The organism is Streptomyces sp. NPDC003247, assembly GCF_042888135.1.
Taxonomy (GTDB): domain Bacteria; phylum Actinomycetota; class Actinomycetes; order Streptomycetales; family Streptomycetaceae; genus Streptomyces.
Window position 1 is genome coordinate 853,795 of record NZ_JBIAPF010000001.1, and the last position, 20,243, is coordinate 874,037.

Genomic DNA, 20,243 nt, shown 5'->3' on the forward strand with positions numbered 1-20,243 from the left:
AAAGGAAACCCGTTCCATGACTTCGCAGCAGACCCTGACGAAGGCCGGCCACGGCCCCGGCGGGCCCGGTGAGCCCGGTTCCGGGCTTCAGGCGGGCCTCAAGAACCGCCACCTGTCGATGATCGCCATCGGTGGCGTCATCGGGGCCGGACTGTTCGTCGGTTCCAGTTCCGGGATCGCCACCGCCGGGCCCGGCATCCTCCTGTCCTACGCCCTCGTCGGCACCCTCGTGGTGCTGGTGATGCGGATGCTCGGCGAGATGTCCGCGGCCCATCCGACCTCCGGGTCGTTCTCCGCGCACGCCGACCGCGCGCTCGGCCCCTGGGCCGGGTTCACCATCGGCTGGCTGTACTGGTTCTTCTGGGTCGTCGTGCTCGCCGTGGAGGCCACCGCGGGCGCCGCGATCCTCGAGTCGTGGATCCCCGCCGTTCCGCAGTGGGGGTGGGCGCTCATCGTCATGGTGGTGCTGACCGCCACCAACCTGGTCTCCGTCGGCTCCTACGGCGAGTTCGAGTTCTGGTTCGCCGGCATCAAGGTCGTCGCCATCGGGGCCTTCATCGTGGTGGGCGCGCTCGCCGTGTTCGGTGTGCTGCCCGGCGCCGACAGCGAGAAGGCCGGGCTCGGCAACCTCGTCGACCACGGCGGGTTCCTGCCGAACGGGGCCGGCGCCATCCTCACCGGCGTGCTGCTGGTCGTCTTCTCCTTCATGGGCAGCGAGATCGCGACCCTGGCCGCCGGTGAGTCCGAGGACCCGCAGCGCGCCGTCACCAAGTCGACCAACAGCATCATCTGGCGCATCGCCGTCTTCTACCTCGGGTCGATCTTCGTGGTCGTCTGCCTGCTGCCGTGGAACGACCCCTCGATCAAGGAGAAGGGCTCCTACGTCGCCGCCCTCGACTCCCTCGGCATCGCGCACGCCGGTCAGATCATGAACTTCATCGTGCTGACGTCGGTGCTCTCCTGCCTCAACTCCGGGCTCTACACCGCCTCCCGCATGGCCTTCTCGCTCGGTGAGCGCGGCGACGCGCCGAAGGCGTTCGCGCGGACGACGCGCCGTGGTGTGCCGATGGCGGCGATCGTCGCCTCCGTGGTCTTCGGGTTCGTCGCCGTCTTCTTCAACTACAAGTTCCCGGACTCCGTCTTCCTGTTCCTGGTGAACTCCAGCGGTGCCGTCGCGCTGTTCGTGTGGCTCGTCATCTGCTTCTCGCAGCTGCGCATGCGGAAGATCATCGAGGCGGAGGCGCCGGAGAAGCTGGTCGTACGGATGTGGCTGTACCCGTACCTGACCTGGGCCACCGCCGCCCTGATCGTTCTCGTCCTCGGCTACATGCTGACCGACACGGAGCACGACGGCCGCCAAACCGTCCTGCTGTCGCTGCTCGTCGCGGCCGTCGTCCTCGTCGTCGCCTTCGCACGGCAGAGGGCGAGGGGCGTCACGAGGAGCGGCGGCGGGAGCGGCATCGGCGGCGGGGCGGACGCCGTTCCGCAGGACGCCGTCCGGTAGTCCGCCCGGCAGGCGGCCTTCCGTTCAGAGCACGGTGAAGCTCTCCTTCACCTCGTCGTACGTGCGCAGCGCCGCCGCCTCGACGTGCGGCTGGTACCAGGTGTTGATCTGGTACGACGTCCCGCCCTCGTCGAAGCCGAGGAGACGGGCGTGCCACGGGGTGCCCTGGAGTGTGAACGTGTACTCCCAGACGACCGCCGGATTGCCGCGGAACGTCGTCTCCTCCAGGCGGATCTTGCGGTAGTCCCGGCCCTGGTGGGCGTTGCGCTCCGAGGTGCGCCAGGTGTCCAGCAGGTCGCCCCGGGCCAGGGAGGAACGGGCCACGAGCTCCTGGGTGCCGTCGGGGGACGTGTAGTGCACCTCGGCGCCCGTCTTCACGTCCCGCCGCCAGCCCTCGGGCGGCGCCCACGCGTACCCGCCGGCCTCCTGGTGCGCGCCGGGCGGCAGGCTGGGCGGTCTGGAGGTGCCCTCGACGGTGGGGGTGGGGGTGGGCGTGGGAGTGGTGGCGGGGGTGGTGGCCGGGTGGTGCGTGGGTGAGGAACCCGCCTGGTTCCCGCCGTGGCCCGATCCGGGCGACGCCAGCGCGATCGCGACGGCGGCGGCCACGGCCGTGACGCCGGTGGCGGCCGCGAGGGCCGTGCGGCGGCGGAGGGCGGCGGGGAGGCGGAGGGTTACGGGGAGACGGGGGCGGCGCCCGGTGGTGGGACGGGGTGCGGGGGCGGGCGGCGCGGCGGGCCCGCTCTCGGTGGGCGCGGCGGGCCTGCGCTCGGTGGGTGCCTGGGACCGCGTGAGTGAGACGCCGGGGCGGGAGGGGGGTGGGGCTCCGCCGGCCGCCGGAGTCACCGGGGTCGGCGAAAGCGGCGTAGGCGGTGTAGGCGGTGTAGGCGGCGGTACCGGCGATATCTGCGTAGGCGGCGCGGGTGTCGGGAAGGCCACCGGCCGCAGCACCGACTCCAGGTCGGTGAGACGTGCGCGGACCGTCGGTTCCTTCTCCAGGAGCGCGGCCAGGATGTCCCGCAACGGCCCTGCGGTGGGCGGGAGTTCGGGTTCCTCGTAGAGGACCGCGTGCAGGGTCGCCAGGGTCGTGTCGCGGGAGAAGGGCGAGTGGCCGGCCAGGGCGGCGCAGAGGGTGGCGCCCAGGGACCACACGTCGGAGGGCGGGCCCTGCGGGCGGCCGGAGATGCGCTCGGGGGCCATGTAGTCGGGGGAACCGACCAGCATGCCGGCCATGGTGAGCGCCGTCGTGTCCTGGATCGCGGCGATGCCGAAGTCGGTGAGGACGACGCGTTCGCCGCCGTCCTCGACCAGGACGTTGCCCGGTTTGATGTCGCGGTGCAGGACACCGCGCGCGTGCACCTGGTGCAGTGCGGCGACCAGGCCGAGGCCGATCCGGGCCGTCGCGCGCGGGTCGAGGGGGCCCTCCTCGGCCGTGATCCGCTCCAGGGAGCGGCCGGCGACCAGCTCCATGACGATCCAGAGGCGTTCTCCCTCGTCGACGACGTCGTAGACGCGGACGACGTTGGGGTGGTCGATCCGGGCGGTGGCCCTCGCCTCGCGCAGGGTGCGTTCGCGGCGGGTGCGCGCGTCCTCCGCGTCGAGGCCGTCGATGCGCATCTCCTTCACGGCGACCTGCCGGTCGAGCATGTCGTCGGCGGCCCGCCACACCCGCCCCATTCCCCCCTGGCCGATACTCTCGACCAGCCGATAGCGTCCCGCCACCACAAGACCCGGAATCCCGGAACTCCTGGTGTTTCCCGGACCGCCCGCGTCTCCCGGACCACTCGTGTTTCCCGGACCGCCCGCGTTTCCCGGGCCCCCCGCTCCTCCCGCATTCCTCGCATCACCCGGCAATTCACGTCACCCCCTCCATTGCCCGCTTCCTGAAAACAATGGTCACACTTGGTGCCGCACCAGCATAGTGCGGAGAAATCTTGTGGTACCTCTTCAAGTACTGCGAATTCAGGCGCAGCCAAGGGGGGCGAACATGAGTTCTCGTCGTATGACGGCTGTCGCCGGATCGCTGGTCGTAGCATCTTTCTCGGCGGTGTTGGTGCTTTCCGTGCCCGCCGGGGCGGACGACCAGGGGCCCGGCAGCAGTGAGGGGGGAAAGGCCGTCGACCAGGCACCGGACGGCGTCGAGTTGACCACGCTCCTGCCGGAGCGGATCTCGGTCGACAACGACTCCGGGGAAACGGCGATCACCGCCACGGTGAAGAACGAGGGGACCGAGGAAAGCGGTGCGGTCAGGCTTTTGGTCGTCGGATTCGACGGGCTGACGGTCGAAAACGTCCAGGGGTGTTCACGGATCGCGGAGAAGGATCTCCCCGAGGGCTCGAACAGCGGTTTTTCGTGCCCCGTCGGCTCTCTGGCGGCCGGGGCGTCGACGTCGTACGCCATCGACGCCGGCTTTGATCTCGGCAAGACCGGGAAGATCTGTCTGCCCGTCCAGACCACGGACGGGTCGAAGACGTTCTGGCAGCAGGGGCCGGTGCCGTTCGGGACGACCAACCCGTCACCGAACGCGCCCGCCACCCCACTGCTCCTCGGCACCGACAACACGCCCGTGGGGCCGGGCGGCGACGAGCTGCCCAGGACCGGGCCAGGCCGCGAGGTCGTGCCGCTCGGCGCGGCCGGGGCGGCGCTGCTCGCGGCCGGCGCGGCCGGACTGTGGTGGTCGCAGCGGCGGGGTGCAGGGGGGTGAGGGGCGAGGGGGAACGGCAGGGGCCCGCCCGGCCGTCGTAGGACGGCCGGGCGGGCCCCTTCTCGTACCGACCCCCGGGGTCAGCGGCGAACGAGCTTCCAGGCGGTGGGCAGCAGGCCCATCGCCAGGGCCGCCTTGAGGGCGTCGCCGATCAGGAACGGGGTGAGGCCGGCGGCGATCGCGGCGGAGACGGAGATGTCGGCGGCGTAGGCCAGGTAGGGGACGCCGACGGCGTAGATGATCGCCTCGCCGACGAGCATGGTGCCGGCCATGCGCCACATGTTGCGGTCCGCGCCGCGGCGGGCGAGGGCGCCGACCGCGGTGGAGGCGAGGATCATGCCGAGGACGTAGCCGAAGGAGACGGCGGCCGCGCCGGACGCGCCGTCCGCGAACCACGGCACGCCCACGACACCCGCCACGGCGTAGAGGGCCAGGGAGAGGAAGCCGCGCCGCGCGCCCAGGGTCGTGCCGACGAGCAGCGCGGCGAAGGTCTGGCCGGTCACCGGCACCGGGGAGCCGGGCACCGGGACCGCGATCTGGGCCGCGAGGCCGGTGAGCGCGGCGCCGCCGAGCACGAGCGCGACGTCCCGGACACGGGAGGCCGGGAGGAGGTCGGCGAGGACCTGTCCGGGGCTGGCGGGGGTGGCGGCAGCGGTGCTCATGGGGACTCCGCGGGGTCGGGGGCGGTTCGGGACACCGTGACGCTATCCCAGGGGAGTGGGGCCCATCACCGTCACGGGTCGACAAACGGCCGTTCGGGGACTTGGTGGGATTTGGACAACATGCCGTGGTTACACCCGGTACGGCGTGACGCTGGTCACTGAGGTGACGTCGTGCGGCCTACGGGGAGGGAGCGGCGGGCGTCTGTAGGGTTTCGCCAATCGGGCACGGCCTGACCGCTGAGGCCGTACAGACCACCGAGACCGCGCGGACCACCGCGACCCGCAGACCACCGGCACCGCCCGGTGCGGCCGGCACCGCCCGGTGCGGCCGCCACCGCCCGGTGCGGCCGGCATCTCCCGGTGCGGCCGCCATTCCCCCCGTCGCCACCGCCGGTCTCCCCCGCCACCACCCCCAGCGTCTCGCCCGTCGGTCGCCGTCTGGGCAGCGGTGGAGCGCTTTGCTAGCTTCGGGCCCATGGTTGCCCAGGCCCGGAACTTCTCGTCGCGTCGCCACGTCGACCTGCGGCGCGTCGGCGCGGCCGCCTGTCGCTCGCCCCGGTGAGGCGGGCGGAGCCGATCCGTCACGCCTCCTTCGCAGACGGCGCAGTGTCGGACCGGCCCCGAGGAACTCCTCCATGTCCCGTACCACGGCATTCCCTCCCACCCCCTCCCCCGTCCCCCGGGTCGCCGACAGCGACCGGCGGCGGACCAGCGCCAGCGTGATCCTGCGGTCCGTGCTGGAGCACGGACCGGTCGCGCGCAGCACCATCGCCCGGCTGACCGGGCTGTCCCCGGCCTCCGTCACCGGCCACTGCGCCCACCTCAGCGGGCTCGGGCTGATCCGGGAGACGGACGCGCCGCGGCGCGGCAACGGGGCGGGCAGGCCGCACGTCCCGGTGGATCTGGACGACGGGCGGTTCGTGGTGGGCGGCGTGCACGTGGCCGTGCCGTACACGACGGTGGCGCTGCTCGATCTGCGCGGCCGGGTGGTGGCGCGGCGGGAGGCCAGGCACCGCGGGACCGACCCCTTCGCCGTGCTGACACGGGCCGCCGACGGGCTGGCGGCGCTGCTCGCCTCCGCTCCCGGCCGCCGGGCCCTGGGCGTGGGGGTCGCCGTCGGCGGCTGGGTCGACCGGGACGCCGGGACCGTCGTGGAGCATCCGCTGCTCGGGTGGCGGGACGTGCCGGTGCGGGAGGCGATCGGCGACCGCACCGGGCTGCCGGTCCAGGTGGATGGGCACGCGCGGGCGCTGGTCAACGCGGAGCGGCTGTTCGGGCGGGCGCGCGGCAGCGGCAGCGTGCTGCACCTGTTCGTCGGCAACGTCGTCGACGCGGCGTTCGCCACCCGCGACGAAGTGCACCACGGGCCGCGGTCGCAGGCGGGCGCCATCGCCCATCTGCCGCTGGCCGGGGGCGGTGAGCCGTGCGCCTGCGGGCGGACCGGCTGCCTCCAGGCGGAGCTGAGCGAACGGACGCTGTGCCGGCGCGCCCGCGCGGCCGGGGTGACCGACGGGACGAACCCGATGCACGTCGTCGCCGCGGCGGCCGGCGGGAACCCGGTGGCCGTACGGCTGCTGCTGGAGCGGGCCCGGACGGTGGGGCGGGCGGTGGCGCTGCTGATGGACGTGCTCAACCCGGAGCGCGTGGTCGTGACGGAGGTCGGAGCGCTCGCCCGGGAGGACTGCCTGGCGGCGATCCGCGCGGAGGCCGGGCCGGCGCGCGCGGCCTCGGTGGCGCCGACGAGTTTCGCGGACTCCGTGCTGGCGGTGGCGGGCGGCGCGGTGGCCCTGGACGTGCTCTACCGCGATCCGCTCGCCGTGCCGCACGACGGGAATTAATTCAGAAACTCGGAATGTTGACAGGAGCCCGACGTGGCGGGGAATATCTACCTCATGAGCTGTCGCACCTTCTGTTGCTGACGCCCCGGCGCGCCGGGAGCGCGCACTTCTCCCCACCCCCGAGTGAATTCCGTACGTGACTCTCCGCGCGAGTTCCCTGTCCGGGCACATGCGCAGCGTGAGTTCCTTGTGCGAGACCTTCGCATCAGTTCCCTGCGTGAATTCCTCGGGTGCATCCAGTTCCCCGCGTCACCGTATCGGTTTTCCGCGCCGGATTCCTTTCCTGCCCGGAATTCCGCCCGTCTCCCACGGCCCACGGCCGCCGCCCTGCCGCCGCGGCCTGCCGCCGTCTCTCCGCCGCTCCTGTTTGGGGGTCCTCCCATGCCCGTTTCCCGTGCGCCCGGTGTCGACCGACGCCTCTTCCTCGCCTCCCTGCTCGGAGTGACCGCCGCCGCGGCCGGTCTGAGCGGCTGCGCCGAGAGCAGCGCGGCCACCGGGTCCGAGGGCGCCTCGACGGCTCCGCTCGCCGACAAGGTGCCCGCCGGCACCAGTCTGAAGATCGCCTCCTATCAGAACGCGCAGGAACTCCAGCTCAAGCTGGCGAAACTGCCCGAGCTGCCGTTCAAGGTGTCGAACTGGCTGAACATCGGCGCCGGTCCCGATGTCATCAACGCCTTCCGCGCCAAATCCCTGGACGTCGCCAACAATGCGGGCATCCCGCCGATCCAGGCGCACTACCAGGGATTCGACGCGAAGATCGTCGCGATCAACATCACGCGCAAGCCGAACTACCTCTTCGCCACCAAACCCGGCAGCGACATCGAAAGCGTCGACGATTTCAAGGGCAGGAAACTGGCGTTCTCGCAGGGCCAGGCGCAGGGCGTCGTCCTGCTGCGGGCACTGAAGAAGGCCGGCCTGGCGTACGACGACGTGGACCTCGTCCCGCTGACCAGCAACCAGTTCCTCACCGCGCTCCAGTCCGGCCAGGTGGACATCGCCCCGCTGGGCAACACCCAGGCGCCCTCCTACCTCCAGCAGTACGGGTCCAAGGGCGCCCGCACCATCGCCACCGACGTAGTCGACCTGCTCAACCTGCTCTGGGCGCCGGTGTCCGTGCTGAACGACCGGGCGAAGGCGGCCGCGATCGCCGCGTACGTCCCGCAGTGGGCGCAGAGCCAGGTGTGGCAGTACGAGAACCCCGACGTCTGGAACCAGGAGTTCTACGTCAAGACGCAGAACCTGACCCTCGCCCAGGCCGAGGCCGTCACCGCCCTCGCCAACAAGCCGCTGTTCCCGCCGAGCTGGGACGAGGCGATCGCGTGGGAGCAGGAGACGGCCGACCTGCTCGCGGAGGGCGGCTTCGTGAAGAAGTTCGACGTCGGCGAGCTCTTCGACCACCGCTTCGAGGGCATCGCCGCGCAGTCCGTACCGGCCGAGTACCGGAAGTGACCACCATGACCACGACCACCCTGGACAAGGCTCCCGTCGTCGCCGACGACGAGCGCCCCCGCACCCGCCGCCGAGGGCTCACCCCCGGCCGGCGCCTGCCCGCCGCCCGCCTCACCGGGCCCCTGCTGCTGCTCGCCCTGTGGGCAGCGGCCTCCGCCGCCGGCCGGCTCGACCCCAACGCGATCCCGGCGCCCTGGACGGTGCTGGAGACCGGCGCCCACCTGTGGACCGACGGTACGCTGACCACCGACATCCTCACCTCGTTGCAACGGGCCGGGTCCGGCTTCGTGATCGGCCTGACCGCGGGGGTGGTGCTCGCGCTGGCGTCCGGGCTCACCCGCACCGGCGAGGCGCTGATCGACGGGACGGTCAACCTCAACCGGGCGATCCCGACCCTCGGCCTCATCCCGTTGTTCATCCTCTGGCTGGGCATCGGCGAGACCTTCAAGATCGCGATCATCACCATCGTCGTCTACATACCGATCTACCTCAACACGCACGCCGCGCTGTCCGGCATCGACCACCGCTTCGTCGAACTCGCCGAGGTCCAGGGCCTGTCGAAGGCGCGGTTCATCCGGGAGATCGTCATCCCCGGCGCGCTGCCCGGCTTCTTCGTGGGGCTGCGGCTCGGGGTGACCTGGTCCTGGCTCGGTCTGGTCGTCCTGGAGCAGATCAACGCCACCAGCGGCCTCGGCTACATGATGTTCCAGGCGCAGAACTACGGCCAGTCGGACGTCATCCTGGTCGGCCTGGTCGTCTACGGCATCTTCGGTCTGATCTCCGACAGCGCGGTCCGTCTCATCGAACGGAGGGTGCTGTCGTGGCGCCGCACACTGAGCAGCTGACCCGTCCCGCCGTCCGGCTCAGGGCACTCACCCGCTCCTTCGACGGGCGTACCGTCCTCGACGGCATCGACCTGGACATACCCGCCGGCCAGTTCGTGGCCCTGCTCGGGCACAGCGGCTCCGGCAAGAGCACCCTGCTGCGGGCGGTCGCGGGCCTCGACCACAAGGTCACCGGCAGCGGGCAGCTGACGGCACCGGAGCGGGTGTCGGTCGTCTTCCAGGACTCCCGGCTGCTGCCCTGGCGGCGGGTGCTGCCGAACGTCCTGCTCGGACTGGACGGCAAGGAGGCCGAGGAGAAGGGCCGCGAGGCCCTCGCCGAGGTCGGGCTCGCCGGCCGCGAACGGGCCTGGCCCAGCGAACTGTCCGGCGGCGAGGCCCAGCGCGCCGCCCTGGCCCGCTCGCTGGTACGCGAGCCCGAACTCCTCCTCGCCGACGAGCCCTTCGGGGCGCTGGACGCGCTCACCCGCATCAGGATGCACACCCTGCTGCGCGAGCTGTGGGAGCACCACCGGCCCTCCGTGCTGCTCGTCACCCACGACGTGGACGAGGCCATCGTGCTCGCCGACCGGGTCCTCGTCCTCGACCACGGCCGCATCGGCCTCGACCTGACCATCGCCCGCCCGCACCCGCGCTCGTACCGCGACCCGCTGCTCGGCGAGTACCGCGAACGGCTGCTGGCGGCGCTCGGCGTCACGGAGGACGTCGCGTGAGCGTCCACCACGGTGACCGCCCACCACGGTGACCGCCCACCACGGTGACCGTCCACCGGGGGCTGCCGCCCCCGGCCCCCCGCTTCGGCCCTGAACGGGCCTCGTCCTCGAACGCCGGACGGGCTGGACACAGCCGTCCGGCCCCGTCCCACCCGAAGGACCCCCATGCCCCGGCAACTCCACCTCAACGCGTTCCTCATGAACACCGGCCACCACGAGGCGTCCTGGCGGCTGCCCGAGAGCGACCCGTACGCCCACGTGGAGCTCGCCCACTACGTGCGGCTGGCCCGGGCCGCCGAACGCGGCACCTTCGACTCGCTCTTCCTCGCCGACAGCCCGCAGCTGTGGGGCACGGTCGCGCAGCGCCCGGCCGGCGCGCTGGAGCCGCTCACGCTGCTGACCGCGCTGGCCACCGCGACCGAGCACATCGGCCTGATCGCCACCGCGTCCACCTCCTACAACCTCCCCTACAACCTGGCCCGCGCGTTCGCCTCGCTGGACATCATCAGCGGCGGCCGGGCCGGCTGGAACGTCGTCACCACCGCGGGCGCCGAGGCCGCCCGCAACTTCGGGCTCGACGCGGAACCGGCGCACACCGAACGCTACGCCCGCGCCGCCGAGTTCCTCGACGTGACGCTGAAACTCTGGGACAGCTGGGAGGACGACGCGGTCGTCGCCGACAAGGCGTCCGGGCTCTGGGCCGACGACGCGAAGATCCACCCGCCCCGGCACCGGGGCCGTTTCTTCAGCGTCGAGGGTCCGCTCAACGTGCCGCGCACCCCGCAGGGCCATCCGCTGCTGGTGCAGGCCGGCTCGTCGGAGAACGGCAAGGCGTTCGCGGCCCGGTACGCCGAGGCGGTGTTCACCGCCCAGCAGACCCTCGGGGACGCCCAGGCGTTCTACGCCGACCTGAAGTCCCGTACGGCGGCGGCCGGCCGCGACCCCGGGCACATGAAGGTCCTGCCCGGCATCGTCCCGGTGATCGGCTCCACGGAGGCCGAGGCGCGGGCGAACGAGCGGGTGCTGGAGGACCACATCGTGTACGCGCACGGGGTGTCCCGGCTGGAGAGCCTGCTGCAACTGGAGCCGGGCACCCTGGAGCTGGACGCGCGGCTCCCCGCCGGCCTGCCGCCCGAGGACGCCGTCGAGGGCGCCAAGAGCCGCTACACGCTCGTGGTGGAGCTGGCCCGGCGCGAGCGGCTCACCGTGCGGCAGCTGATCGGACGGCTCGGCGGCGGGCGCGGGCACCTCACCTTCGCCGGGACGCCCGAGCAGATCGCCGACGCGATCGAGACCTGGTTCACGCAGGAAGCCGCCGACGGCTTCAACATCATGCCCGCGCTGCTGCCCTCCGGCCTCGACGCCTTCGTCGACCACGTCGTCCCGCTCCTGCGCGCCCGCGGCCTGTTCCGCACGGACTACGGCCCCCGGCAGACCCTCCGGGAGCGCTACGGCCTCCCCCGCCCCGCCAACCAGTACGCCACCGGCACCGGGGCGGCCGCCCCCGCCCTCGTCTGAAAGGACCCACCCATGTCCCTCGACATCCGCAAGGTCACCGCGCACATCGGCGCCCAGGTGTCCGGCGTCGACCTCGCCCGGCCGCTCGACGGGGAGACGGTCGCCGCCCTGCGCGAGGCCCTCGACGTCCACAAGGCCCTGGTCTTCGACGACGTCGACCTCGACGACGAGGGCCAGCAGGCCTTCGCCCGTCACTTCGGCGACCTCACCACCGCCCACCCGACCGTGCCCGCCGTGGACGGCGCCCCCAACGTGCTGCCCGTCGACAGCGAGCAGGGCATCGCCAACCACTGGCACACCGACGTCACCTTCGTCCTCAACCCGCCGCAGGCCAGCACCCTGCGCAGCCTGACGCTCCCGCCGTACGGCGGCGAGACGCTGATCGCCAGCTCGGCGGCCGCCTACCGGCAGCTGCCGGAGCCGCTGCGCCGGCTGGCCGACGGGCTGTGGGCGGAGCACACCAACGACTACGACTACGCGGTCCCGGCCGAGGACATCGACGAGGAGCGGACCGCGCAGCGCGCCCAGTTCACGTCGATCAAGTACCGCACCGCCCACCCCGTGGTCCGCGTCCACCCGCTGACCGGCGAGCGCGGACTGTTCATCGGCGGGTTCGCCCAGCGGATCGTCGGCCTGTCGGTGGGCGAGTCCCGCACGATCCTGGACCTGCTCCAGTCGTACGTCGTCCGGCCGGAGAACGTCCTGCGGCACCGCTGGTCGCCGAACCAGCTGGTGCTCTTCGACAACCGCATCACCCAGCACTACGCCGTCGACAACTACGACCGGCAGCCGCGCCGGCTGCACCGGGTGACCGTCGCCGGTGACATCCCGGTCGGCATCGACGGCAAGGAGAGCTGGTCGGTGCAGGGGGACGCGGCGCACTACACCTCCGTAGCGGAGTAGCCACGGGGCGTTCCGGACGTGTCCGGATACTGGGCGGCCCATTTGCCTGGAGCGGACGGGCCGCCCAGACTGTGGGGGTTTTTGACCTCTCACGCATTGGACGAGCCGCGCCCATGCCCCACATCACCACGGGGACTCCGCCAGAAGCGGACGTCTCCCTCTCCCACGGCCTCAAGCAGCGCCATCTGTCGATGATCGCCCTCGGCGGCGTCATCGGCGCGGGCCTCTTCGTCGGGTCCGGCGCGGGTATCGCCGCCGCCGGACCGTCGATCGTCCTCGCCTACGCCCTCTCCGGCCTCCTCGTGATGCTGGTGATGCGGATGCTGGGCGAGATGTCGGCCGCGTATCCGTCCTCGGGCTCCTTCTCGGCGCACGCCGAGCGGGCGATCGGCCCCTGGGCGGGCTTCACCGCGGGCTGGTCGTTCTGGGTGCTGCTGTGCACGGCCGTCGGGCTGGAGGGCATCGGCGCGGCGAAGATCGTCACGGGCTGGCTGCCGGGGACGCCCGAGTGGGCGTGGGTGGCGCTGTTCATGGTCGTCTTCTGCGGGACGAACCTGGCCGCCGTGAAGAACTTCGGCGAGTTCGAGTTCTGGTTCGCGGCCCTGAAGGTCGGGGCGATCAGCCTGTTCCTGGTGCTGGGCGTGCTGGCGATCGCCGGGGTGCTGCCGGGCACGGACTCCCCGGGCGCCTCGCACCTCACCGACTTCCTCCCGCACGGCGGTGAGGGCCTGGTCGTCGGCCTGCTCGCCTCGGTCTTCGCCTACGGCGGCCTGGAGACCGTCACCATCGCCGCGGCCGAGTCGGAGAACCCGGTGCGGGGCGTGGCGAGCGCGGTCCGTACGGCGATGTGGCGCATCGCGCTGTTCTACGTCGGCTCGATGGCCGTCATCGTCACCCTGGTGCCCTGGGACGCGCCGGACGTCGTCGAGAAGGGCCCGTACGTCGCCGCCCTCGACCGGCTCGGCATCCCCGGCGCCGGCCAGCTGATGAACGTGGTCGTGCTGGTCGCCCTGCTGTCCGCGATGAACGCCAACATCTACGGCGCCTCGCGCATCGCCTACTCCCTGGTGGGGCGCGGCCAGGGCCCCACGGCGCTGGGCCGGGTCTCCGCCGGGGTCCCCCGGATCGCCGTCCTCGTCTCCTGCGTCTTCGGCTTCGTCTGCGTGCTGCTGAGCTACTGGCGGCCCGACGACGTGTTCACCTGGCTGCTGAACATGATCGGCGCGGTCATCCTGGTCGTCTGGATCTTCATCGCCGTCTCCCAGCTGCGGCTGCGCGGCCGTCTGGAGCGCGAGGCCCCCGAGAAGCTGGTGGTGCGGATGTGGGCGTTCCCGGTGCTGACGTGGGTCGCGCTGGCCGGCATGGCGGCGGTGTTCGTCCTGATGGCGCGTGAGCCGGACACCCGGGTGCAGCTCTACTCCACGGGCGCGATGACGGCGATCCTGGCGGTGGCCGGGTACCTCCGGCAGCGCCGGCTCGCCCGGGACTGACCCCCGTCCCGCATCCCGTCCGAGGCCCTCACGTGAGACACGTGAGGGCCTTTTCCCTGCCCTGACCTGCCCTGACCGCCCTGCCCTGACCTGGGACCAGACGTGACGCACGGGGCCTTCCCGGGCCGGCCGGCCGGTCCTACGGCTCGCAGGGGACGTTCAGGGACATGAGGGACACGGTCGGTCCCTCCAGGCGGATCTCGCTCACGGCGGCGTTGCGCAGGCGGGGGAAGAGGCGGCGGTAGTGCTCGACGGGGAGCGACAGCAGCCGGCACAGCGCCAGCCGCAGGAGGGTGTTGTGGGCGACGACCAGGACGCGTCCGCCCTCGTGGGCGGCGGCGATCCGGCGCAGGGCCGCGGCACCCCGGGCGGCGGCGGTGCGCGGGTCCTCGGCCTCGGGGAACGGGTGCCCGACCGGGTCCGCCAGGAAGGCCTCGGCGCGCCGCGGGTCCGTCACGGCGAACTCGGCGAGCGTACGGCCCTCGACGACCCCGAAGTCGCACTCGCGCAGGGCGGGTTCGCGCCGGGCGGCCAGGCCCAGGGCGCGGCAGGCGGGTTCGGCGGTGGCGGTGGCGCGGGAGAGGGTGGACGTCCAGACGGCGTCCACGGCGTGGGCGGCGGCCCAGCGGCCGAGCGCCTCCGCCTGGGCCCGGCCCCGCTCGGTGAGGGCCACGTCGGTCAGCCCCGCGTACCGGTTCTCGGCGTGCCACACGGTCTCCCCGTGGCGGGCCAGGAGCAGGGCCGTCCGCAGCCGGAGCGTCGCTCCGGGCTGCTCGTCCTCGGTGTCGTCGGCCTCTGCGGCCCGGCCGGTGTCCACGGTCGTCACGGTGCCCTCCCCGGTGTCGGCGATCGTTCGTCGCACCGGCGGATACGGAAGTACCGGCCGGTCCGACTCACCGTCACGAAGGCTTCCCCGGCCGGACAGCGCGGACACGAGGGGGCGGGGCGGGTCCGCCGGAGGTGCCGCGCGGACCCGCCCCGCCCGATGCCGGGGAACCGGGCGGGCCTACAGGTTGCTGAAGTCCGGGCCCTTGGTGCGGGTGCGCTTGATCTCGTAGAAGCCGGGGACCGAGGCGACCGCGAGGGTGCCGTCCCAGAGGCGGGCCGCCTCCTCGCCCTGGGGGGCGGGGGTGACGACGGGGCCGAAGAACGCGATCTGCTCGCCGTCGGGGCCGGGCACGGCGATGACCGGCGTGCCGACCTCCTGGCCGACCTTCTCGATGCCCTCCTTGTGGGAGGCGCGCAGCTCGGCGTCGAACTCGAAGTCCTCCTGGTCGGCGTAGTCGATCAGGTCGGCGGGCAGTCCGGCGTCGGCCAGGGCACCGGCGATGGCCTCCAGGGTCGGGCCCTCGCCGTTGTTGTGGAAGCGGGTGCCGAGCGCGGTGTAGAGGGGGCCGAGGACGTCGTCGCCGTGCTTCTGCCAGGCGGCGGTCACCACGCGGACCGGCTTCCAGGCCTTGGTGGCGAGCATCTCCCGGTACTCCTCGGGCAGCTCGTCGAGCTTGTCCTCGTTGAGGACGGCGAGGCTCATGACATGCCAGCGGACCTCGATGTCGCGGACCTTCTCCACTTCGAGCACCCAGCGGGACGTCATCCACGCCCACGGGCACAGGGGGTCGAACCAGAAGTCGACGGGGGTCTTCTCCGACATGTCTCTCCTCGGGGCGAACCGTTTCCCCGGTGAACGCCTCCGGCCGTGCGGCGCATTCCCCGGTGCCCGGCGTCAGGGGCGCATGGCAGGATCGGTACTGTCCAGCGCCATCCGGCCGACCCCGAGGGAGTACCGCCCGTGCCCGGTGAGAACCTGTCCCGCGACGAGGCCCGGGAGCGGGCCGCCCTGCTGTCCGTCGACGGGTACGACGTGTCGCTCGACGTGCGGTCGGCGGTGGGCGAGGCGGCCGGGGACGGTCCGCGCACCTTCCGCTCGGTCACCACGATCCGCTTCCGCTGCAACGAGCCGGGCGCGTCGAGCTTCGCCGACCTCATCGCCCCGAGCGTGACCGCGGTCACCCTCAACGGCCGCGACCTGGACCCCGGCCAGGTCTTCGACGGCTCCCGGATCCTGCTGGAGGACCTGGCCGCCGAGAACGAACTGGTGGTGGACGCCCGGTGCGCCTACTCCCGTACCGGCGAGGGCCTGCACCGCTTCGTCGACCCGGAGGACGGCGAGGTCTACCTCTACACGCAGTACGAACCGGCCGACTCCCGCCGCGTCTTCGCCAACTTCGAGCAGCCCGACCTCAAGGCCCCGTACCGCTTCGAGGTGCGGGCGCCCGAGGAGTGGGTGGTGTGGAGCAACGGCGCGGGCGAGCGGACGGACGGGGTGTGGCGGTTCGCGGAGACGAAGCCGATCTCGACGTACATCACGTGCGTGGTGGCGGGGCCTTACCACTACGTGACGGATTCCTACGAGCGGGTGTTCGAGGACGGTACGCGGCTGGAGATCCCCCTCGGCGCCCTGTGCCGCAAGGGCCTCGCGCCCTACTTCGACGCCGACGACGTCTTCCTCGTCACCAAGCAGGGCCTGGACTTCTTCCACGACCGCTTCGACTACCCGTACCCCTTCGGCAAGTACGACCAGGCGTTCGTGCCCGAGTACAACCTGGGGGCGATGGAGAACCCGGGGCTGGTGACCTTCCGGGAGGAGTACATCTTCCGGGGCAAGGTGACGCGGGCGTCGTACGAGGGGCGGGCGAACACGATCCTGCACGAGATGGCGCACATGTGGTTCGGCGACCTGGTCACCATGGAGTGGTGGGACGACCTGTGGCTGAAGGAGTCCTTCGCGGACTTCATGGGGGCCTTCTCGCTGGTCGGCGCGACCCGCTTCACCGACGGCTGGATCACCTTCGCCAACCGCCGCAAGGCGTGGGCGTACCGCGCCGACCAGCTCCCCTCCACCCATCCGGTCACCGCCGACATCCGCGACCTCCAGGACGCCAAGCTCAACTTCGACGGCATCACCTACGCCAAGGGCGCCTCGGTCCTGAAGCAGCTGGTGGCGTACGCCGGGCAGGACGCGTTCCTGGAGGGCGCCCGCCGCTACTTCAAGCGGCACGCCTACGGCAACACGCGCCTCGGTGACCTGCTGTCGGTGCTGGCGGAGACCAGCGGCCGGGACATGGGCGCGTGGGCGCGGTCCTGGCTCCAGACGGCCGGTGTGAACGCGCTGACCCCGCAGGTGCTGCTGGACCCGGAGGGCCGGGTCGCGGAGCTGGCGGTGCTCCAGGAGGCGGCGGAGTCCCACCCCGAACTGCGGCCGCACCGGGTGGCGATCGGGCTGTACCGCGTGGCGGACGGCCGGCTGGTGCGGTACGCCCGCGCCGAGACGGACGTCGACGGGCCGCGGACGGTCGTCACGGAGCTGGCCGGCGCCGAGGCTCCGGACCTGGTCCTGGTCAACGACGAGGACCTGACGTACTGCAAGGTCCGCTTCGACGACACCTCGCTCCAGACCCTGCGGGAGCACCTGGGGGACTTCACCGATCCGCTGGCGCGCGCCCTGTGCTGGTCGGCGCTGTGGAACCTGACCCGGGACGCGCTGCTGCCCGCCCGGGACTTCGTGGACCTGGTGCTGCGGTTCGCGGGGCGCGAGTCCGACATCGGGGTGCTCCAGATGCTGCACGCCTGGGCGGAGTCGGCGCTGGTGCACTACGCGGCGCCCGCGTGGCGGGCGGCCGGTGAACGGCTGCTGGCGGAGGGCGCGCTGACGGAGCTGCGGTCGGCCCGGCCGGGCAGCGAGCACCAGCTGGCGTGGGCGCGGTTCTTCGCGTCGGTGGCGTCCGGACCGGCCGACCTCGGCCTGCTCCAGGGGCTGCTGGAGGGCTCGGCGAAGATCGACGGCCTGGAGGTGGACCAGGAGCTGCGCTGGGCGTTCCTGGAGCCGCTGGCCGCGCACGGGGTGGCGGACGAGGGCGTACTGGCCGCGGAACTGGCCCGCGACGACACTGCCTCGGGCAAGCGCCACCAGGTCCGCTGTCTCGCCGCCCGCCCGTCGGCGGCGGTCAAGGCGCAGGCGTGGGCGCAGCTCGTGGAGTCGGACGCGCTGTCCAACGCGCTCGTCGAGGCGACGATCGCCGGCTTCGCGCGGCCCTCGCAGCGCGAGCTGCTCGCGCCGTACGCGCCGAAGTACTTCGAGGTGATCGCGCGGATCTGGGAGCAGCGGTCCATCCAGATCGCGATGCACGTGGTCAGGGGACTGTTCCCGGCCGCCCAGGACTCCCCCGCGACGCTGGAGGCGACGGACGCCTGGCTCGCGGCGCACGCGTCGGCGCCTCCGGCGCTGCGGCGGCTGGTCGTGGAGGCACGGGACGACCTGGCGCGGGCGTTGCGCGGACAGGCGTGCGACGCGGCGGCCGACGCCGGCTGAGGCCCTCGGGGCCCGGCCGCACGGTGGAGCCCTCGGGACCGGGCTGCCCGGCCGCCTGGTCGAGCCCTCGGGGCGGGCAGGCAGCCGGCGCGGCGCGGGTCGGTGGCGAGGCCCCGGCTGCCCGGCCGAGCCCTCGGGGCCCCGGCTGCCCGGCCGCGCGGTCAAGCCCTCGGGGCCCCGGCCGGCCGGTCGAGCCCTCGGGGTCCGGCTGCCCCGGCCCAGCCCTCGGGGTCCGGCTGCCCCGGGCGGACCGACCTTTGGCCTGAACTCCGGCGGACCGTGACCGTTACGGAATTCATTCCATCCGAACCGTAACCCTTGGCCCTACCCGGCGGGACCAGGGGTTTCGGTGCCTACTCGGCATCCGAACACGCGTCCTTTAGGGCGAGCTTGTCCGCTTTTGTCGACAGACGTGTAACAGGGGTTAAGGGGCGGATCGGACGAGGGAATGTCCGGGGCATGAACCACAACACCCCGCTCCCCCCGGCCACCCCCCGCCGCCCCGTGTGCCACCTGTCGGACGTACAGCGCCGCGTCATGACGGCGGCCCAACTGCGCACGCACGGCGTGTCGTCCGCCGAGACCGTCGAGCAGTGCCGCCCCGGCGGCCCCTGGCAGCAGATCCTCCCGGGGGTGTTCCTGCTCCACCCCGGCCCGCCGACCAGCGAGGAGCGGCTGCACGCGGCGCTGCTGTACGCGGCCCGCGAGGCGCCGGCGCCCGCGGTGCCGGTCCAGCCGGGCGTGGGGGAACCGCACCGCCCGGTGTACACCGAGGCGGTGATCACGGGGCTCGCGGCGCTCACGCTGCACGGCTTCACCACCACGCCCCCGCTGCTCTCCCTGGAGCGCATCGACGTCCTGGTCCCCCGGCTGCGCCGGCTGCGCCCGGCGGGCTGGGCGCACGTCGTCCGCACCCCCGCGCTGCCCCCGGCCGAGCAGGTGACGGGCGTTCCGGTGGCGCCGGTGCCGCGCGCGCTGGCCGACGCGGTGGCGTGGCTGACGGACGCGGTGGCGGTCCGGCGGCTGCTGACGGAGGCGGTGCGCGGGGGCCACTGCGAACCGGCGGCGGTCGTCGCGGAGTTGAACCGGGCGAAGCTGCTGGGCCGCCCGCACGTGGTGGACGCGGTGGACTCGCTGCTCGCCGAGGGCCGGGCGATCGCGGAGCACCGCCTCTACACGATGGTCCGCGAGTACGGTCTGCCGGACCCGGTGTGGAACGTCGACCTCCGGCTGCCGGGCGGCCCGCACCTGGGGGGTCTGGACGCCTACTGGCCGGAGCAGGCGGTGGCGGTGGAGCTGGACACGCGCGCACCCCGGCAAGGCCATCGGCAGGACGACGACGCCCTGTGGTCCGAGTACGCGCGCAAGCGCGAACACCTGGAGCGGCTCGGCATCACGGTCGTGCACATCACGCCCAAGAAGCTCCGCGACGCGATGGAACAGCAGGCGACGGTGGTGCGTACGGCCCTGATGGCGGCCGGGGACCGCGATCCGGCCGCGCACGTCGTGGTGCTGCCCCGGTAGTGACGCACCGGGGACCGGCATCAGGAGGGGAGAGGAGGGGCCGTCCGGCGACCGGACGGCCCCTCCTCGTACGAGCCCCTCCTCGTACGAGCCGTTCCTCGTACGAGCCGTTCCTCGTGCGGGCCGGAACCCGCGACCCGGGCGGTCCGCCGCCCTACGCCTCCGGCTCGGACACCCGCCCGGTGACCGGGCGTTCCCGCCACAGCCGCAGCGCCACGTCGACCAGCCGTACCCGGGTCAGCCCGGCGACGGCGTCCAGGTCGTGCCAGGCGGCCATGTCGGTGGAGCCGCCGACCTCGTGGCGCAGCTCACCGCCGACGACCCGCCCCTCGTACACGATCCGCACCCCGTGGTGGTCCTCGGGCCCGCGCAGGCCCGCGCGGCGGAAGACGTGACGGGAGGAGTCCACACCGAGCAGTCCGGTCACCTCGACCCGGTACCCGGTCTCCTCCTCCAGCTCGCGCACGACGGTGTCGTGGGGGTCCTCGCCGTGCTCCATGCCGCCGCCCGGCAGCACCCACTCCGGGGTGCCGTCCGGCGCGGGTGAGCGGGCGAGCAGGATCCGGCCGTCCCGGACACACACGGCGTAGGCCGCCACCCTCAACTTGTGTCGCACAGGGGGACGTTAACCGGTCGGGTCCGGATCGTCAGGTGAGTATCCGGGGGCGGACCGGAGCAGGGGAGGGCGCGGCCGACGGAGGGGCGGCGGTGGGGGCGGGGAGCCTGACGG

General features: G+C 72.8%; 16 protein-coding genes. 11 read left to right on the top strand and 5 right to left on the bottom strand.

Annotated features, from left to right (window positions below; genetic code table 11):
- Positions 1 to 16: 16 nt before the first annotated feature.
- Positions 17 to 1,504 (top strand): amino acid permease, encoded by a 1,488-nt coding sequence (locus tag ACFYWQ_RS03590; protein WP_389512398.1) that lies wholly within the window; start codon positions 17 to 19, stop codon positions 1,502 to 1,504.
- A 24-nt stretch (positions 1,505 to 1,528) separates the two neighbouring features.
- Here the strand turns inward: ACFYWQ_RS03590 and ACFYWQ_RS03595 are convergent, their stop codons facing one another.
- Entirely contained in the window at positions 1,529 to 3,178 is a 1,650-nt protein-coding gene (locus tag ACFYWQ_RS03595) for a protein kinase (protein ID WP_389512872.1), read from the bottom strand.
- A 310-nt stretch (positions 3,179 to 3,488) separates the two neighbouring features.
- On the opposite strand from ACFYWQ_RS03595, the gene ACFYWQ_RS03600 reads away from it, so the two are divergent.
- Entirely contained in the window at positions 3,489 to 4,205 is a 717-nt protein-coding gene (locus ACFYWQ_RS03600) for a hypothetical protein (protein WP_389512400.1), read from the top strand.
- Between the two features lie 80 nt (positions 4,206 to 4,285).
- On the opposite strand, the gene ACFYWQ_RS03605 is transcribed toward ACFYWQ_RS03600, so the two are convergent.
- The gene (locus ACFYWQ_RS03605) at positions 4,286 to 4,867 is read right to left on the bottom strand and encodes a biotin transporter BioY (RefSeq protein ID WP_389512402.1); all 582 of its coding nucleotides are present in this window, start codon (positions 4,865 to 4,867) and stop codon (positions 4,286 to 4,288) included.
- Positions 4,868 to 5,502: 635 nt separating this feature from the next.
- Between ACFYWQ_RS03605 and ACFYWQ_RS03610 the strand changes: the two genes are divergently transcribed.
- The 7 genes from ACFYWQ_RS03610 to ACFYWQ_RS03640 all read left to right on the top strand — a co-directional run bounded on the left by ACFYWQ_RS03610 (position 5,503) and on the right by ACFYWQ_RS03640 (position 13,620).
- Positions 5,503 to 6,705, top strand: coding sequence for an ROK family protein (locus ACFYWQ_RS03610; protein WP_389512404.1), 1,203 nt, complete (start codon positions 5,503 to 5,505; stop codon positions 6,703 to 6,705).
- A gap of 381 nt (positions 6,706 to 7,086) precedes the next feature.
- On the top strand, positions 7,087 to 8,154 hold the full coding sequence (locus ACFYWQ_RS03615; RefSeq protein WP_389512406.1) for an ABC transporter substrate-binding protein: 1,068 nt from the start codon (positions 7,087 to 7,089) through the stop codon (positions 8,152 to 8,154).
- 5 nt (positions 8,155 to 8,159) lie between these two features.
- A complete protein-coding gene (locus tag ACFYWQ_RS03620; protein WP_389512407.1) occupies positions 8,160 to 8,999 on the top strand; it encodes an ABC transporter permease in 840 nt (279 codons plus the stop codon).
- Positions 8,975 to 9,709 carry an ABC transporter ATP-binding protein gene (locus ACFYWQ_RS03625; RefSeq protein WP_389512409.1) on the top strand — a complete coding sequence of 245 codons (735 nt, stop codon included), beginning with the start codon at positions 8,975 to 8,977 and terminating at the stop codon, positions 9,707 to 9,709. The genes ACFYWQ_RS03620 and ACFYWQ_RS03625 overlap by 25 nt, the downstream gene beginning before the upstream one ends.
- A 165-nt stretch (positions 9,710 to 9,874) precedes the next feature.
- On the top strand, positions 9,875 to 11,227 hold the full coding sequence (locus ACFYWQ_RS03630) for an LLM class flavin-dependent oxidoreductase (protein WP_389512411.1): 1,353 nt from the start codon (positions 9,875 to 9,877) through the stop codon (positions 11,225 to 11,227).
- A gap of 12 nt (positions 11,228 to 11,239) precedes the next feature.
- Positions 11,240 to 12,130, top strand: coding sequence for a TauD/TfdA dioxygenase family protein (locus ACFYWQ_RS03635; RefSeq protein WP_389512413.1), 891 nt, complete (start codon positions 11,240 to 11,242; stop codon positions 12,128 to 12,130).
- Positions 12,131 to 12,243: 113 nt separating this feature from the next.
- A complete protein-coding gene (locus ACFYWQ_RS03640; RefSeq protein ID WP_389512415.1) occupies positions 12,244 to 13,620 on the top strand; it encodes an amino acid permease in 1,377 nt (458 codons plus the stop codon).
- A 139-nt stretch (positions 13,621 to 13,759) separates the two neighbouring features.
- Here ACFYWQ_RS03640 and ACFYWQ_RS03645 read toward each other — a convergent pair whose 3' ends face one another.
- Both ACFYWQ_RS03645 and ACFYWQ_RS03650 read right to left on the bottom strand, forming a co-directional pair.
- Positions 13,760 to 14,371 (bottom strand): histidine phosphatase family protein, encoded by a 612-nt coding sequence (locus ACFYWQ_RS03645; protein WP_389512873.1) that lies wholly within the window; start codon positions 14,369 to 14,371, stop codon positions 13,760 to 13,762.
- Positions 14,372 to 14,626: 255 nt separating this feature from the next.
- On the bottom strand, positions 14,627 to 15,271 hold the full coding sequence (locus ACFYWQ_RS03650) for a DsbA family protein (protein ID WP_389512416.1): 645 nt from the start codon (positions 15,269 to 15,271) through the stop codon (positions 14,627 to 14,629).
- Positions 15,272 to 15,409: 138 nt separating this feature from the next.
- On the opposite strand from ACFYWQ_RS03650, the gene pepN reads away from it, so the two are divergent.
- A complete protein-coding gene (gene pepN, locus ACFYWQ_RS03655; protein WP_389512418.1) occupies positions 15,410 to 17,989 on the top strand; it encodes an aminopeptidase N in 2,580 nt (859 codons plus the stop codon).
- A gap of 459 nt (positions 17,990 to 18,448) precedes the next feature.
- Positions 18,449 to 19,513, top strand: a complete 1,065-nt coding sequence (locus ACFYWQ_RS03660; protein WP_389512420.1) for a hypothetical protein — start codon at positions 18,449 to 18,451, stop codon at positions 19,511 to 19,513.
- Positions 19,514 to 19,667: 154 nt separating this feature from the next.
- Here the strand turns inward: ACFYWQ_RS03660 and ACFYWQ_RS03665 are convergent, their stop codons facing one another.
- Entirely contained in the window at positions 19,668 to 20,129 is a 462-nt protein-coding gene (locus ACFYWQ_RS03665; RefSeq protein WP_389512421.1) for an NUDIX hydrolase, read from the bottom strand.
- Positions 20,130 to 20,243: the final 114 nt, after the last annotated feature.